This is a genomic window from Haloarcula marismortui ATCC 43049, assembly GCF_000011085.1.
Classification (GTDB): Archaea; Halobacteriota; Halobacteria; order Halobacteriales; family Haloarculaceae; genus Haloarcula; species Haloarcula marismortui.
Map to the genome: position 1 here is coordinate 2,629,254 of NC_006396.1, position 15,354 is coordinate 2,644,607.

Annotated in this window: 11 protein-coding genes, 2 tRNA genes and 3 rRNA genes; 11 read left to right on the plus strand and 5 right to left on the minus strand. The window is 56.4% G+C overall.

Going from position 1 to position 15,354, the window contains the following annotated elements:
- Nucleotides 1-7: 7 nt before the first annotated feature.
- The 3 genes from RR_RS17180 to RR_RS17190 form a co-directional block, all read right to left on the minus strand.
- Nucleotides 8-487, minus strand: a complete 480-nt coding sequence (locus tag RR_RS17180) for an RDD family protein (protein ID WP_011224541.1) — start codon at nucleotides 485-487, stop codon at nucleotides 8-10.
- Between the two features lie 39 nt (nucleotides 488-526).
- Nucleotides 527-1,579 carry a quinone-dependent dihydroorotate dehydrogenase gene (locus RR_RS17185; protein ID WP_011224542.1) on the minus strand — a complete coding sequence of 351 codons (1,053 nt, stop codon included), beginning with the start codon at nucleotides 1,577-1,579 and terminating at the stop codon, nucleotides 527-529.
- Nucleotides 1,580-1,684: 105 nt separating this feature from the next.
- Nucleotides 1,685-1,882 carry a hypothetical protein gene (locus RR_RS17190; RefSeq protein WP_004516407.1) on the minus strand — a complete coding sequence of 66 codons (198 nt, stop codon included), beginning with the start codon at nucleotides 1,880-1,882 and terminating at the stop codon, nucleotides 1,685-1,687.
- 248 nt (nucleotides 1,883-2,130) lie between these two features.
- Here RR_RS17190 and RR_RS17195 point away from each other — a divergent pair, with 248 nt between their 5' ends.
- From RR_RS17195 to RR_RS17230, 8 genes are all read left to right on the plus strand, one after another.
- Entirely contained in the window at nucleotides 2,131-2,439 is a 309-nt protein-coding gene (locus RR_RS17195; RefSeq protein WP_004960658.1) for a non-histone chromosomal MC1 family protein, read from the plus strand.
- Between the two features lie 662 nt (nucleotides 2,440-3,101).
- Nucleotides 3,102-4,573: ribosomal RNA gene (locus RR_RS17200) — 16S ribosomal RNA — on the plus strand.
- Nucleotides 4,574-4,678: 105 nt separating this feature from the next.
- A tRNA-Ala gene (locus RR_RS17205) sits at nucleotides 4,679-4,750 on the plus strand.
- A 201-nt stretch (nucleotides 4,751-4,951) separates the two neighbouring features.
- A 23S ribosomal RNA gene (locus RR_RS17210) occupies nucleotides 4,952-7,882 on the plus strand.
- A gap of 136 nt (nucleotides 7,883-8,018) precedes the next feature.
- Nucleotides 8,019-8,141: ribosomal RNA gene (gene rrf / locus RR_RS17215) — 5S ribosomal RNA — on the plus strand.
- The 16S, 23S and 5S rRNA genes sit together here with 1 tRNA gene alongside, the layout of an rRNA operon.
- A gap of 103 nt (nucleotides 8,142-8,244) precedes the next feature.
- The gene (locus RR_RS17220; protein WP_011224544.1) at nucleotides 8,245-8,502 is read left to right on the plus strand and encodes a DUF5789 family protein; all 258 of its coding nucleotides are present in this window, start codon (nucleotides 8,245-8,247) and stop codon (nucleotides 8,500-8,502) included.
- Nucleotides 8,503-8,548: 46 nt separating this feature from the next.
- Nucleotides 8,549-8,624: transfer RNA gene (locus RR_RS17225), tRNA-Cys, on the plus strand.
- A 333-nt stretch (nucleotides 8,625-8,957) separates the two neighbouring features.
- Complete coding sequence (locus RR_RS17230) at nucleotides 8,958-9,956, plus strand: DUF5305 family protein (RefSeq protein WP_117614926.1); 999 nt, start codon at nucleotides 8,958-8,960, stop codon at nucleotides 9,954-9,956.
- A gap of 10 nt (nucleotides 9,957-9,966) precedes the next feature.
- Here RR_RS17230 and RR_RS17235 read toward each other — a convergent pair whose 3' ends face one another.
- Nucleotides 9,967-11,271: a hypothetical protein gene (locus RR_RS17235; protein WP_011224546.1), complete on the minus strand. Its 1,305-nt coding sequence runs from the start codon at nucleotides 11,269-11,271 to the stop codon at nucleotides 9,967-9,969.
- Nucleotides 11,272-11,343: 72 nt separating this feature from the next.
- The gene (locus RR_RS17240; RefSeq protein WP_011224547.1) at nucleotides 11,344-11,952 is read right to left on the minus strand and encodes a hypothetical protein; all 609 of its coding nucleotides are present in this window, start codon (nucleotides 11,950-11,952) and stop codon (nucleotides 11,344-11,346) included.
- Nucleotides 11,953-12,124: 172 nt separating this feature from the next.
- Here RR_RS17240 and RR_RS17245 point away from each other — a divergent pair, with 172 nt between their 5' ends.
- From RR_RS17245 to RR_RS17255, 3 genes are all read left to right on the plus strand, one after another.
- A complete protein-coding gene (locus tag RR_RS17245) occupies nucleotides 12,125-12,793 on the plus strand; it encodes a hypothetical protein (protein WP_011224548.1) in 669 nt (222 codons plus the stop codon).
- A 442-nt stretch (nucleotides 12,794-13,235) separates the two neighbouring features.
- Nucleotides 13,236-13,799: a DUF7344 domain-containing protein gene (locus RR_RS17250; protein WP_049939075.1), complete on the plus strand. Its 564-nt coding sequence runs from the start codon at nucleotides 13,236-13,238 to the stop codon at nucleotides 13,797-13,799.
- Nucleotides 13,796-15,331 (plus strand): hypothetical protein, encoded by a 1,536-nt coding sequence (locus tag RR_RS17255; protein ID WP_011224550.1) that lies wholly within the window; start codon nucleotides 13,796-13,798, stop codon nucleotides 15,329-15,331. Before RR_RS17250 ends, RR_RS17255 begins: the two co-directional genes overlap by 4 nt.
- Nucleotides 15,332-15,354 lie beyond the last annotated feature (23 nt).

Consider the following 15,354-nt stretch of genomic DNA (forward strand, 5'->3'; position numbering starts at 1 on the left):
CTCGGCTCTACTTGTCGCTCGGATACACGTACTCTACGTCCCTCGGCTTCCCGGTTTCTTCTTCGTCGGTTTCGATGACGATGGTCGATGAGAGCTTGTTGAACAGCCGCAGCCCCTCCTTCTCGTAGGCCAGCCAGCCGACGAGGATATCGAGGGGCAGCAGGAACGCCTTGCCGAAGCTCTCGATGGCCGCTGTCACGTAGTCGATGGCTTCGCCGCGTTCGTCCGTGACGGCGATACTCATCACTATTTTTCCGACCGACTGCCCTTGCCGGCCTTCCAAGACCGTCCAGTACACGAAAAGGCCGAGTCCGTTCAGGCCGGTGAACGGAGTGGTACCCGAGAGGCCACCGGCCAGGAGAGAGAACACGCCAGCGGCCTCGCCAAGTGCGGAGAGGACGGCACCGACGAGCAGGATGTCGAGGAGCCACGCGAGAAAGCGGTCGTCCCAGGACGCGATGTGCAGCGTACGGCGGGTGTCGGCCATGTCGGCGGTTCGCTGCAACTGTAGTTCAAGACTCGCCAGCTACAGGTCTGCACCGACGGCGTCCTCGACCGAGTCGAAGCCGTCTTCGGCGAGCAAGTCACGCAGTCCCGAATTGATTTCGCGGGCGATTGACGGACCGCGATAGACCAAGCCGGTGTACAACTGGACGAGTGAGGCCCCGGCGCGGATCTTCCGGTATGCGCCCTCCGCTGTCGAGACGCCACCGACGCCGACGACGGGCACGTCGACACGCTCGGCGACGAACCGTACCATCTCAGTCGCCTGATTTTCGATTGGCTTCCCCGAGAGGCCGCCCGTCTCGACCGCGTTCGGCGAGCGCAGACTGGCGGGCCGTTCCGTCGTCGTGTTGGTCGCGACGACGCCGTCTAGGTCGAGTTCAGTCACCAGATCAAGTGCATCCTCAACTGCCGGCTCGGGGAGGTCCGGCGAGAGCTTCACGAGCAGCGGGGCCGCGCCAGCGTCCTGTAGCTCACTGAGGATCGCTTCCATCGCGTCGCGGTTCTGCAACTCCTCGAACCCTTCGGAGTTGGGGCAGGAGACGTTGACGACAAAGAAGTCCCCGCCTTCGGCGACGTGTTCGTACGTGGTCCGGTAGTCGTCTGGGGCCTCATTCGTTCCGACGTGTTCCGTCTTGGCGATGTTGACGCCGACCGGGAACGGGGCGTCGACGTTTTTCAACCGCTCGCCGATGACGATGGCCCCGTCGTTGTTCAGTCCCATCCGGTTGATGATGGCCTCATCTGCTTTGAGCCGGAACATCCGCGGGCGGGCGTTCCCCGCCTGTGGCTCGGCCGTGACACCGCCGACCTCGGCGAAGCCGAAGCCGAGCGATGCCAGGGTTTCGGGGATGGTCGCGTTCTTGTCGAATCCAGCGGCGACGCCGACTGGATTGTCGAAAGTGTGGCCAAACGCCTCCACGGCGAGTCGCTCGTCAGCGACGGTGTAGCGGTCGGCCATCACGTCGGCGACACGTGTGCCGTCGACTGTCTCTAGCAGTCGGTGGACACTCTTATTGGCGGTTTCTGCTGGCAGCGAAAACAGGAATGGTTTCGCGATATCGTAGGGTCTCATTGTGTGGGTGGTCCGGTTGGTTCAAAGAACGGTGGTGACCGACCGAGATCGAGCGTCGGCCCAAACAGCCCCGCCCAGTGGCACTGTGTCACCGTCGATGGTGCCTCAAAAGTCGTGTTCGACCTCTTCAGGGTCTGCTTTCTGGATAATAATCTTGTTGTCACGGACGCGAACGAACACCTCATCACCGATCTCCATCCCAGCGACGGCTAGCTCGTCTTCATGAATGTTGATATGTACGTTGTGGTACTCGCCGTCCTCATCTTTGGCGCCACTCGGGCTAAGCTTCTTCTTTCGCACCATCGCGCTATCCTACTCCGCACTTCACCGCAGGATACACTTAAGTCTACCGTGCCGCCGGTCGCTGGCTGGCGGTTTTGTGGACGCGCGTGACGATTTTAGTCCGAATATCTGGCCTGAACTGGCCGGTCTGGGGGGTCGCAACAGCGCGTGATGGCCTCAGTATATAAAAGGACCCCCTGACGGAGGGCGGATTGGGGGGTATATTTATGTTCTGCCATGTGCTGAATTGGCATGGAGCGGTGAAATCCATGGCACCCGACAGTGACAAGCGCAACTTCGCACTGCGCGAAGACGGTGACGAATCGAGCGTCTTCTCGGGCGGAACACCTCGACAGGCTGCACTGAAAGCAGCACGTCGACTTGAGCCGGCCGACGGTGAAGAGCAGGCTGACCCTGAGGAGATACGACTACGGGAGAAGGGGACTCACAAGGTCCACATCTATGAGGCGTGGGCATGGGTCGAGGAGGCACCTGACGACAAACCCGACTGGATGCCCGGCGATATCACGAAAGGGAACGTCTCGAAGCAGGGCGTCGAACACCTAGACGAGATCTAGGTCGCATTCCCGACATTTTCGGTGGCCGTCTGTGTCGTCTAATTCTAACTGCGCGCTCACGTGCGCGCGAGCGAGAACCGTCTATCATAGTCACTGCTGTTCCGTGACCCGTACTCTCCGTCTGTACACGTGTGGGATACTCACACCCGTGTAATCACGTCTCGCAGGCGACCTCCTTCGACGGCGTTAAGTGTGGCTCACCCATCGGAATGAAATGCGAACGCGGTCAGGGGCGATGCCCCCCGAACGAACGCACTCGTTCCGACGCCCTTAAGTGTAACAGGGCGTTCGGAATGAACGCAAAGGTCGCTCGCGTCGTGTGGTTCGACGCGATACCAATCCGACGCCCTTAAGTGTAACAGGGTGCTCGGAATGAACGCGAACGACGTTCGGTCGGGGACATCGAACCCCTGCCGACACGGACCAGGCGGGACCGACTCGCCAACGAAACTCGAAGCCTTTATGGTGGCTTCGAGACAACAATCAGGTCCGAAGAAATGAGGATTCCACCCCTGCGGTCCGCCGTCAAGATGGGATCTGATGTTAGCCCTGATAGTTCGGTGACACTCGGTCGACGGGTGTCCTCGAACACCCTTCGATAGCGACCACACCCATTATATGGGTGTGATCCCGCCTAACCCCCCGGCATTGTGCCGGGATACATTCCGGTTGATCCTGCCGGAGGCCATTGCTATCGGAGTCCGATTTAGCCATGCTAGTCGCACGGGCTTAGACCCGTGGCATATAGCTCAGTAACACGTGGCCAAACTACCCTACAGACCGCGATAACCTCGGGAAACTGAGGCCAATAGCGGATATAACTCTCATGTTGGAGTGCCGAGAGTTAGAAACGTTCCGGCGCTGTAGGATGTGGCTGCGGCCGATTAGGTAGATGGTGGGGTAACGGCCCACCATGCCGATAATCGGTACGGGTTGTGAGAGCAAGAACCCGGAGACGGTATCTGAGACAAGATACCGGGCCCTACGGGGCGCAGCAGGCGCGAAACCTTTACACTGCACGACAGTGCGATAGGGGGACTCCGAGTGCGAGGGCATATAGCCCTCGCTTTTCTGTACCGTAAGGTGGTACAGGAACAAGGACTGGGCAAGACCGGTGCCAGCCGCCGCGGTAATACCGGCAGTCCGAGTGATGGCCGATATTATTGGGCCTAAAGCGTCCGTAGCCGGCCGGACAAGTCCGTTGGGAAATCGACGCGCTCAACGCGTCGGCGTCCAGCGGAAACTGTCCGGCTTGGGGCCGGAAGACCTGAGGGGTACGTCCGGGGTAGGAGTGAAATCCTGTAATCCTGGACGGACCACCAATGGGGAAACCACCTCAGGAAGACGGACCCGACGGTGAGGGACGAAAGCTAGGGTCTCGAACCGGATTAGATACCCGGGTAGTCCTAGCTGTAAACGATGCTCGCTAGGTGTGCCGTAGGCTACGAGCCTGCGCTGCGCCCTAGGGAAGCCGAGAAGCGAGCCGCCTGGGAAGTACGTCTGCAAGGATGAAACTTAAAGGAATTGGCGGGGGAGCACCACAACCGGAGGAGCCTGCGGTTTAATTGGACTCAACGCCGGACATCTCACCGGTCCCGACAGTAGTAATGACAGTCAGGTTGACGACTTTACTCGACGCTACTGAGAGGAGGTGCATGGCCGCCGTCAGCTCGTACCGTGAGGCGTCCTGTTAAGTCAGGCAACGAGCGAGACCCGCACTTCTAGTTGCCAGCAATACCCTTGAGGTAGTTGGGTACACTAGGAGGACTGCCGCTGCTAAAGCGGAGGAAGGAACGGGCAACGGTAGGTCAGTATGCCCCGAATGGACCGGGCAACACGCGGGCTACAATGGCTATGACAGTGGGATGCAACGCCGAGAGGCGACGCTAATCTCCAAACGTAGTCGTAGTTCGGATTGCGGGCTGAAACCCGCCCGCATGAAGCTGGATTCGGTAGTAATCGCGTGTCAGAAGCGCGCGGTGAATACGTCCCTGCTCCTTGCACACACCGCCCGTCAAAGCACCCGAGTGGGGTCCGGATGAGGCCGTCATGCGACGGTCGAATCTGGGCTCCGCAAGGGGGCTTAAGTCGTAACAAGGTAGCCGTAGAGGAATCTGTGGCTGGATCACCTCCTACTGACCGGGATTGGGGCTCTGCCCCAACCCACCTTTCGGTGTTCGAGAACTCCGCCGACCGGGCACCTATGAACTATCAGGGCTGACAACCGTGCGGATCTGCCGGGCCCATAGCTCAGCGGGAGAGCGCCGCCTTTGCAAGGCGGAGGCCCTGGGTTCAAATCCCAGTGGGTCCATACGACGTGCCTGCCCCGAACCGTGCCGCTTAAGTGTGGGACGGCGATGGAATATGGTACGACGACAGATGCACCAGGCCGGGTAAAACCGAGCCTGGGAAGGGTCGATTCGCCCACCATCTCCACCTTGGGGGCGAGTATGAAACCGTGTGTACGTGCGATCCAGGCGTCCACTGGACTCGTTCAGTTGAACGAGTCACAACGACGTTGGCTACTATGCCAGCTGGTGGATTGCTCGGCTCAGGCGCTGATGAAGGACGTGCCAAGCTGCGATAAGCTGTGGGGAGCCGCACGGAGGCGAAGAACCACAGATTTCCGAATGAGAATCTCTCTAACAATTGCTTCGCGCAATGAGGAACCCCGAGAACTGAAACATCTCAGTATCGGGAGGAACAGAAAACGCAACGTGATGTCGTTAGTAACCGCGAGTGAACGCGATACAGCCCAAACCGAAGCCCTCACGGGCAATGTGGTGTCAGGGCTACCTCTCATCAGCCGACCGTCTTCACGAAGTCTCTTGGAATAGAGCGTGATACAGGGTGACAACCCCGTACTGAAGACCAGTACGCTGTGCGGTAGTGCCAGAGTAGCGGGGGTTGGATATCCCTCGCGAATAACGCAGGCATCGACTGCGAAGGCTAAACACAACCTGAGACCGATAGTGAACAAGTAGTGTGAACGAACGCTGCAAAGTACCCTCAGAAGGGAGGCGAAATAGAGCATGAAATCAGTTGGCGATCGAGCGACAGGGCATACAAGGTCCCTTGACGAATGACCGAGACGCGAGTCTCCAGTAAGACTCACGGGAAGCCGATGTTCTGTCGTACGTTTTGAAAAACGAGCCAGGGAGTGTGTCTGTATGGCAAGTCTAACCGGAGTATCCGGGGAGGCACAGGGAAACCGACATGGCCGCAGGGCTTTGCCCGAGGGCCGCCGTCTTCAAGGGCGGGGAGCCATGTGGACACGACCCGAATCCGGACGATCTACGCATGGACAAGATGAAGCGTGCCGAAAGGCACGTGGAAGTCTGTTAGAGTTGGTGTCCTACAATACCCTCTCGTGATCTATGTGTAGGGGTGAAAGGCCCATCGAGTCCGGCAACAGCTGGTTCCAATCGAAACATGTCGAAGCATGACCTCCGCCGAGGTAGTCTGTGAGGTAGAGCGACCGATTGGTGTGTCCGCCTCCGAGAGGAGTCGGCACACCTGTCAAACTCCAAACTTACAGACGCTGTTTGACGCGGGGATTCCGGTGCGCGGGGTAAGCCTGTGTACCAGGAGGGGAACAACCCAGAGATAGGTTAAGGTCCCCAAGTGTGGATTAAGTGTAATCCTCTGAAGGTGGTCTCGAGCCCTAGACAGCCGGGAGGTGAGCTTAGAAGCAGCTACCCTCTAAGAAAAGCGTAACAGCTTACCGGCCGAGGTTTGAGGCGCCCAAAATGATCGGGACTCAAATCCACCACCGAGACCTGTCCGTACCACTCATACTGGTAATCGAGTAGATTGGCGCTCTAATTGGATGGAAGCAGGGGCGAGAGCTCCTGTGGACCGATTAGTGACGAAAATCCTGGCCATAGTAGCAGCGATAGTCGGGTGAGAACCCCGACGGCCTAATGGATAAGGGTTCCTCAGCACTGCTGATCAGCTGAGGGTTAGCCGGTCCTAAGTCTCACCGCAACTCGACTGAGACGAAATGGGAAACAGGTTAATATTCCTGTGCCATCATGCAGTGAAAGTTGACGCCCTGGGGTCGATCACGCCGGGCATTCGCCCGGTCGAACCGTCCAACTCCGTGGAAGCCGTAATGGCAGGAAGCGGACGAACGGCGGCATAGGGAAACGTGATTCAACCTGGGGCCCATGAAAAGACGAGCATGATGTCCGTACCGAGAACCGACACAGGTGTCCATGGCGGCGAAAGCCAAGGCCTGTCGGGAGCAACCAACGTTAGGGAATTCGGCAAGTTAGTCCCGTACCTTCGGAAGAAGGGATGCCTGCTCCGGAACGGAGCAGGTCGCAGTGACTCGGAAGCTCGGACTGTCTAGTAACAACATAGGTGACCGCAAATCCGCAAGGACTCGTACGGTCACTGAATCCTGCCCAGTGCAGGTATCTGAACACCTCGTACAAGAGGACGAAGGACCTGTCAACGGCGGGGGTAACTATGACCCTCTTAAGGTAGCGTAGTACCTTGCCGCATCAGTAGCGGCTTGCATGAATGGATTAACCAGAGCTTCACTGTCCCAACGTTGGGCCCGGTGAACTGTACATTCCAGTGCGGAGTCTGGAGACACCCAGGGGGAAGCGAAGACCCTATGGAGCTTTACTGCAGGCTGTCGCTGAGACGTGGTCGCCGATGTGCAGCATAGGTAGGAGTCGTTACAGAGGTACCCGCGCTAGCGGGCCACCCAGACAACAGTGAAATACTACCCGTCGGTGACTGCGACTCTCACTCCGGGAGGAGGACACCGATAGCCGGGCAGTTTGACTGGGGCGGTACGCGCTCGAAAAGATATCGAGCGCGCCCTATGGTCATCTCAGCCGGGACAGAGACCCGGCGAAGAGTGCAAGAGCAAAAGATGACTTGACAGTGTTCTTCCCAACGAGGAACGCTGACGCGAAAGCGTGGTCTAGCGAACCAATTAGCCTGCTTGATGCGGGCAATTGATGACAGAAAAGCTACCCTAGGGATAACAGAGTCGTCACTCGCAAGAGCACATATCGACCGAGTGGCTTGCTACCTCGATGTCGGTTCCCTCCATCCTGCCCGTGCAGAAGCGGGCAAGGGTGAGGTTGTTCGCCTATTAAAGGAGGTCGTGAGCTGGGTTTAGACCGTCGTGAGACAGGTCGGCTGCTATCTACTGGGTGTGTAATGGTGTCTGACAAGAACGACCGTATAGTACGAGAGGAACTACGGTTGGTGGCCACTGGTGTACCGGTTGTTCGAGAGAGCACGTGCCGGGTAGCCACGCCACACGGGGTAAGAGCTGAACGCATCTAAGCTCGAAACCCACTTGGAAAAGAGACACCGCCGAGGTCCCGCGTACAAGACGCGGTCGATAGACTCGGGGTGTGCGCGTCGAGGTAACGAGACGTTAAGCCCACGAGCACTAACAGACCAAAGCCATCATTCATACGCACTGTGACTCATTCACCGACGATTTAACTCGTCGCTGAACGAGTCCAGGCGCAAACTGGATCGCACGTAATCACACGGTGGAAGAGTTAATCGAGACTGGTACTATCGCGGTTCGATTCCGTGACTCGACGTTAGGCGGCCACAGCGGTGGGGTTGCCTCCCGTACCCATCCCGAACACGGAAGATAAGCCCACCAGCGTTCCAGGGAGTACTGGAGTGCGCGAGCCTCTGGGAAATCCGGTTCGCCGCCACCACTCATACCTTTCATAGCCCACTCAGGAGAGACATCTCTCCCGAGTGGGCTTTCCGTATTTATAAGCAGTGCGTAACTACCTAATTGAGCCGAGAAACAATGGCATGACTCGCGAAGTCAAACTGAACGAACTCACGGCGCTTCTTGAAACGGCAACGTACCCGCTGTCGGTCGCGACTGCTCGGGAGGAGTTCGACGATGTACGGCTCGTGCACGCAGACGGTACTGAACCGTTAGCTGCGGTGCTGGATCGGATCGATGACGAGCAGTTCGAGTCTACCGACGAGGCGCAATCGTCAATCTACAATACTATCCCGGTCGAAGGGGTTGGCGAGCCGGGCCAGTCAGAGGGCGAGGGCTGATCGAATTCGCTACGCTTAAACGACCGAGTTGACTACCACTATCTGCGCCAAGGTGGCAGAGTCTGGCCTAACGCAGCGGCCTGCAGAGCCGCCCATCGCCGGTTCAAATCCGGCCCTTGGCTTCTCAGTTGCTTACGCCCCCAATAAATCCCGGTGAGCTACCCGGTTTCTGCCTTTTTGTGTGGGTCGACGTTATGAACTGTTGCTCGAAAACGGTTAAAAACAGGAACACGATTCTAGCGAAAGATACAGTGTTGGCAGGCTGTCTATCAAGTCTGTTTTCGACGGGCAACAACCGACGTAGCGGGATCGCACGAAGTAACGATGTAGCTACAAACTGTTTCCCGGGACATTCGAACGCTGGAGCTAGCGGCGATGAGGGCGGTGAAGAAAGAGATATGTCGCTGCTGACCTGGTATCAACCCTTATTTGTCGGCACCAGTATTACAGTTGCAATGTGGTTGTTGGGTCAGAAAACGCGGCGGACAGTCGTCGACAACCACGAACTGCTACTGATTTGTCTGGTTGCTATCGCTGCAGTTGGGGGATATCTCACGTATACGGGGCACGTTGCTCCAGGAACGGACACAACCACGCGGCAGGTGTCGTCGTGGCAATCGTCTGGCTCGTTCTCCCACAACGCGACAGTTCGCAACGGGACCTCAGCGTTTCCAGAGGGTGAAGTGCTTGAGGACAGATCCGTGTACCTCCAGCGGGTCGCTCCCGTACTGGACGGAGCGTTCACCTACACGTACAGTGCCAGCAACGAAAGTGACCTCACCGCTTCAGCTGACGTGTTCGTTCAGTATCGGTCCGTTGAATCGACGCAAAACGGAGCTCTCGTCTACTGGGAAGTCGAACGACCGCTGACACAGGGCACTGTGCAATCGCTGGCCGCGGGCGAACATATGGCGGTTCCGCTCTCGCTGAATGTCAGTCGCGCAGCTGAAGCCGTTCGACGTATCGATTCCGAACACGGCCAGACATCCGGTCGACTTAAGATAGCGGTGGTCTCTCAGGTAACTCTCTCGGGGACACGTAACGGGCAGTCAGTCGACACGGCTCGCACGTACCGCTCTGGACCCTCGGTGGCCAGTGCTCCCGCTTGGTTGCCTTGGCGGCGCTACTCCCTCGTCTACGGGCGCACGACCGACTATTTCACACTTACTGACGCCGAGCGCCGATGGCTCGTATACAAGTCCACTCGCGAGGAGTTTGATGAATGGATAACCGTTGGCCGAGATGATCCAGTCGACGACGTCTGGACGACTTCCGTCGATTCGCTCGTCTGGCTCGTGGATATCGCAATAGACACCGATGAACGTATCATTGAGTCAAATAGCGATTCTGATTTCCTCGTGTACACTGGTGACCGATTGTTTCGGTACGACCCTCCGCCAGAACCCAGAACTGATTCCACTATGGGCAACAGTGACGCTGAAACATCGGACTGACCGAGTTATTTTATTGCTCTTTGGTGCCGTCGTCGTCGGCTTGCGGTTCAAGCATCGCATCGAGTTCAGGGACCAGTCGGTACCCGGTCACCGTGCCGACTGCAGCGGAGAACGCGAGTGCAACACCCAGCTGTGTGACTGAGCCGAAGCCAGCGCTCGAAACCGCTGACACGACAAGAATTGTGAGCACAATCCCGGCAAGACCGATCGCTGCTTCGCGGATAGCGACGCGGCGGAATCGGTAACGGCGGTCACTCGGTTGTGTCTGGAGTACCGGGAGGACGTCATGATATCGCGTCTGGACGAGGTAGTTTGTCACTACCGCGAGCAGGCCAGCGATGAACGCCCATGGGCCCCAGCTAACTCCGAATGCCGGATCGAAACCGAGGGTGAATCCACTCGGCTCGGCTGACTGCTGGCTTTCGGGTGTCGGCGGTACAGGTTCGGCCCCGCCGCCGGCCACAGTTTCGGGTTCTTCTTCGCTGTCAGTGGGCGTCTCAGTCGGCTCCTCGGTCGATGCCCCGACGCCACCGCCGCCACCGCTTTCTCCGCCAGCGGGCGTTTCAGCCGGCTCGTCAGTTGTTATCGCAACCTCTGGGCTGTCGGTACTCTCCTCGCCAGTGTCGCCGCTATCGCTTACGTTGGTACCACCGTCACCAACACTGCCTGCATCTGTGCCGTCCCCATCGCCGGTGCCACCGCCGTCACTTGACCCGGTGTCACCACCACCGCTGCCCCCTGCACCAGTATTACCGCCTGCATCACCCCCGCTACCACCACTTCCGCTGTCACCATTGCCACCATTACCTCCACCAGTGCCTGACTCGGCATCTGGAATTTCCATGGTGTACGTCACTTTCTCAGAGAGGGATGCCGGGCTGTCGGCGCTTGTCGTCACGGTGAATCCGAGCGTTGCCTGCTCGCCCGGGTCAAGCGTAAGCGTGTTACTCGCCTCATCGACCGACTCGCGTGCGCCTGCATCTGTGTTCCTGTAGATGCCCAACCACTCGCTATCGTGCACGATCCGGATCGCCGCCTCCTCGTCGCTACCGTTGACTCCCGCAAAGCCGACAACAAACACGTCGTCGAATACAGTCTCAGTGCTAAAAAAAACGTCAACGGATATAATAAGCTCGCCGTTGCTGTCAAACGATGCGTAGCGGTCGCCGTTGGGCGTGTCAGCTGGGGCCAGCGCAACCCCGGTGTCCTCCGCTGGGGCGAGTTCGTCAACGGGTTCGGAGAGTGGGACCGCAGCCGTGGACATGACTGTCCCGCAGACGATGAACACGAGCCCAAGGGCGAAGTACCATTTCATATTCTGGCTGGAGGTAGCGACTTACCCGGACAGTGATAGCCTTCACATTTCAGTGATAAGCCGGACTGGTTACTACGCGCTACTGTAGTCGTCCCGCCGTGCTGCGAAGACAATCGATTTTATATCGTCAATGTCTGCGTCAGTATTGTTCCGAAGATCAACAACAATTGTAAGAGTGATCTCAGTACCGGCGGCTAAGTCGACAGCGTTGTCACCTTCGCTATCGCTATCGACGATTGATCTTCCGTCCGTGCCCGTAGTTTCAATATCTAGTGCACTCCCAACAAGACCGCTTGCACTTGCGCCTTCTTCGTACTCGGTCTCATCAGGATTCACCGAAAGACCGACATCCTTGTTGCTGTCATTACTGACTTTGAGGGCATTCTTGAATGTGGTCGTCGCATTTTTGTTGAGGTTGGTCTGCTTAATCTCGATAACAGACGTATCTGACCCTTCTGGGGTCGTAGATATGATACCGTTAGTGTCCTCAGGGGTTCCACCGTTAGTCGTACCTAGCTTATTCGCCTCGAAACTCAGCAGCGCACTTGAATCATCAGAGGTCTCTATATTGACTGATCGCGTCGCTTCAACTGAGGAGAACGCGCCGGAGCCAAACGCGCCGCCGACAGTCGCACTGAGTGTCCCGAGCCCGAGCAGGACACTTCGTCGATTTACTCTCATCGGTTATGCTACAAAACGCTATCCGACCAATTACTATTGACGCGCCTGAGCGGGGTTAATGCCGCCCATTAACGCCTCAGGCACGGCTATAACCCCACTCAAGCAGTATAATAGTAAGTCCCCGGAAACTGTTGTAACTGGTACGGCACCGTCATAACGTGCTGACTAACATATGAATCGCAGAAACGTACTTACGGGACTTGGTGGACTGGCAATCAGTGGTGGGGCGCTCTTCGGAACAGGTGCATTCACGAGCGTTAGCGCAGAGCGTACGGTCGAGGTGAACGTCATCACCGAGAACGACACCGGGGCCAGTGAGGACGTCTCGGACCTCATCGCGGAGGAATTTGTGGACGTTCGTGTTGATGTTGGCAAGTACAATTCGGTGTATGTGAACGATGATAGCACAGACCCTATAGACCTCGAACCGACTGGTGATGGGAATACCCCGGCTCAACAGGTCAGCCTCATCGCGAACAACGATCCGACGATCGTTTTCGGCGCACAGAGCAGTGGCTTGCTCAACAACGCAACGACGAGCTATGAGAATCTCTTCATCGTCGATAACAGAGAAGGGGACACCTCGCAGGACTTTAACGTCGAACTCAGCCTCTCCGAGAACGGCACCGGCTCGTGGCTCGACATTGGCGGTGGCGATACCGTTGGTGGGAATGGCACAGGCAATAGTGACCTCGAACCGATCGCTGCTGGTACCTACTCCGACGGCTCGAGCCTGCAAAAATTTGGAGCCACTGTCGACACCAGCGGTGTTTCCGAAAACACTGGCGGCGCTGACGACACTGACACGCTGACGATCAAGATTGAACAGGATTCGTCGTAACGATTCGGAACCTCACTGAGCGTTGAATCAACCACGACGCCAGATTGAACACGTGCTTCCGAGCGAGTCAGTACCCATACGACGCCTTCGCCGGTCGTATTGAGTTCTGACTGAACCAGTATCAATTCGCTCGGTGTTCAATGAATCGTAGTTCGATAGTAAATTGGCTCAAAGATACCCCATCTCGTGAAGAAATATATCGTGACTTCAACTGATGACAGTAGCATAAGCACGGCTAGAGCTAAATCAAAAGTGCCAAAATAAACAAATTTACTACGGCTTCCCACGCTAGACCAACTTTCAGACCACGGTCAAGTACCACTACTTTCGAAGCTATCGATTGTAAATTCTACCCGATTGGTATTCAATATACATACAACTTTGTTATCATTGACATTCCAGAAGACTTTTTATATTATGGAACAGTTTATGGACAACGGCAGTGGGTGGGAAGCAAAGCAACCAGACAGGGGCTGGTGACGCGATTACACGGGATGAAGTATTTGACTTACTCAGTAATCACCGCCGGCGATACGCGCTACACGTAGCGAAGCAGACAGACGGTGACTCAGAGCTATCAGACATTGCTGAACAGGTGGCGGCGTGGGAAAACGGGAAACCACAGAGTGAGATCACGTCCAGTGAGCGCCATCGCGTGTACACGTCAATGCAACAGACGCATCTGCCCGCGATGGACCGCGCGGGCGTGATCGAATACGATAATGGAACAGTCACACTGACCGAACAGGCAGCGGACCTCGACGTGTACATGGATGTCGTGCCGGAGGACTCCATCCCGTGGGGACAGTACTACCTCGGGCTGGCAGTGCTGTCGGGTGCTATCGTCGGCGCTGCCGGACTGAATGTGTTCCCAGCCAGCATTCCTGACCTCGCGTGGGCTGGTCTCGTCGTCATGCTGTTTCTCTGTTCCGGGCTGTATCACGTCTGGCAGAGCCAGCAACTCCGCCTTGGATCGGGCGAGACGCCCCCGGATGTTGAAATATGAGCAAGAAGTGGACTCGCCGGAGTGCACTCGCACTGATCGGTAGCGGTGCCGGACTCCTTACGTGGGGAACTGGTGGGTTCACAGACGTGACTGCTGACCGTCAGGTGAATATTAATACGACCGCCGACGACAATGGTGATCCTACTGATAACCCATTGCTCGGCATCACTACGCACGATGGTCAGGTCGTGTTTGAAACTGAAACCCGTAAGCTAGTCACGTTGACGAACAATATCGGGCCGAAACTCGATACGGTAAAGGCGAACGTTCAAAATAAAGCTCAATTGGACTTTGACGTGGAAATCGACAGCGTTCCGAACTCGCTCGATGACGAGTCCGGCACAGTGACTGCGACAGTCACTGGATCGGGAAGCAACTGCATCAAGGAGACGGGACAGATTGAATTGAAAATTTCTGCGTTATCAACCTCCACTGACTCGGCTCCTGAAATCACAGCGACCCGTAGCATATCGCTTTCCTGTGTGAACTGTCTCAATTTTGAACAACCGGAAACCGTCACACCGTCGGGTTTCATCCCTGACACGGGGAGCCAGTTCGGCCTCCGCGACGAGTTCGATCCAAAATCAATGCTCTCCTACGGGTGGGAAAGTGAGCAGACTGATACAACCAGAGAGCGAGGCGAGCTTCAGGCTACTGAGGAGGATACACTTGCACACTTTACGACTAATATTCCTACTGCATACGACGCTTCTGAGGATCCGTACTGGGAAATAGACCTGCCGAATGGCTGGTACGATGTGACGATGCACTGCCGGGACCCGTCCTATTCGGATCAGGAGTACTCGTTTGATGTTGTTGGCGGCGCTGAGACTGTCAAACTACGGGATCGAGCGTTTGATTACGGAAGCAAAGAGCGTCCTACCAAAGCCGAAACATACAGTTTCCCTGTTGAAGTAAATAACAACGAAGAGCTGCAAATCACTCCACCAGACGGGACATTCAACCCGAAAATCTCCTGGCTTCGGTTTGAATCGCGCGAAGACGAACCTAAACCGACGGTAAATCTCTCCGCCAAAGGGGCCTCAAATAAACGCGGAATCTCACAGAATCAGGATTACTATTTCAAGATTACAAACAATCACGACGCCCCTATTGACCTAACTGCTGTCCGGGTTGACTTTGCTCGGACCGTATATGCTGGAGAATACATAGAACCGGACTTGTTTGGCAGAATATACGGCGACAACTACGAGATAGAAATTTCCGTCGGTGAGGATCTGTCATTTAACGATGGTACATCAGTCAACGCTGACTATAGAGATGCCCTCAGAAATCAGTGGTATGATGATATTGGTGAAAAAGCGGCATTAAAGGCCACCCGCCGCGGAGGTCAATTAGTCGCAAATGAAGAAGCAGAGTTGGGACTATTTGGATTCAGGAGACAAACAGAATGGGGCACCGATCTACTTGATATGAAAGGTGCGGATGTCCATATTACACTCTGGTATAAGAAGGAAGGAAACAATACTGAATATAGCACTACATCAGCTGTCTTTAGTAGTGAAACGTAGGAGATGCTTGACGAGGCCATACT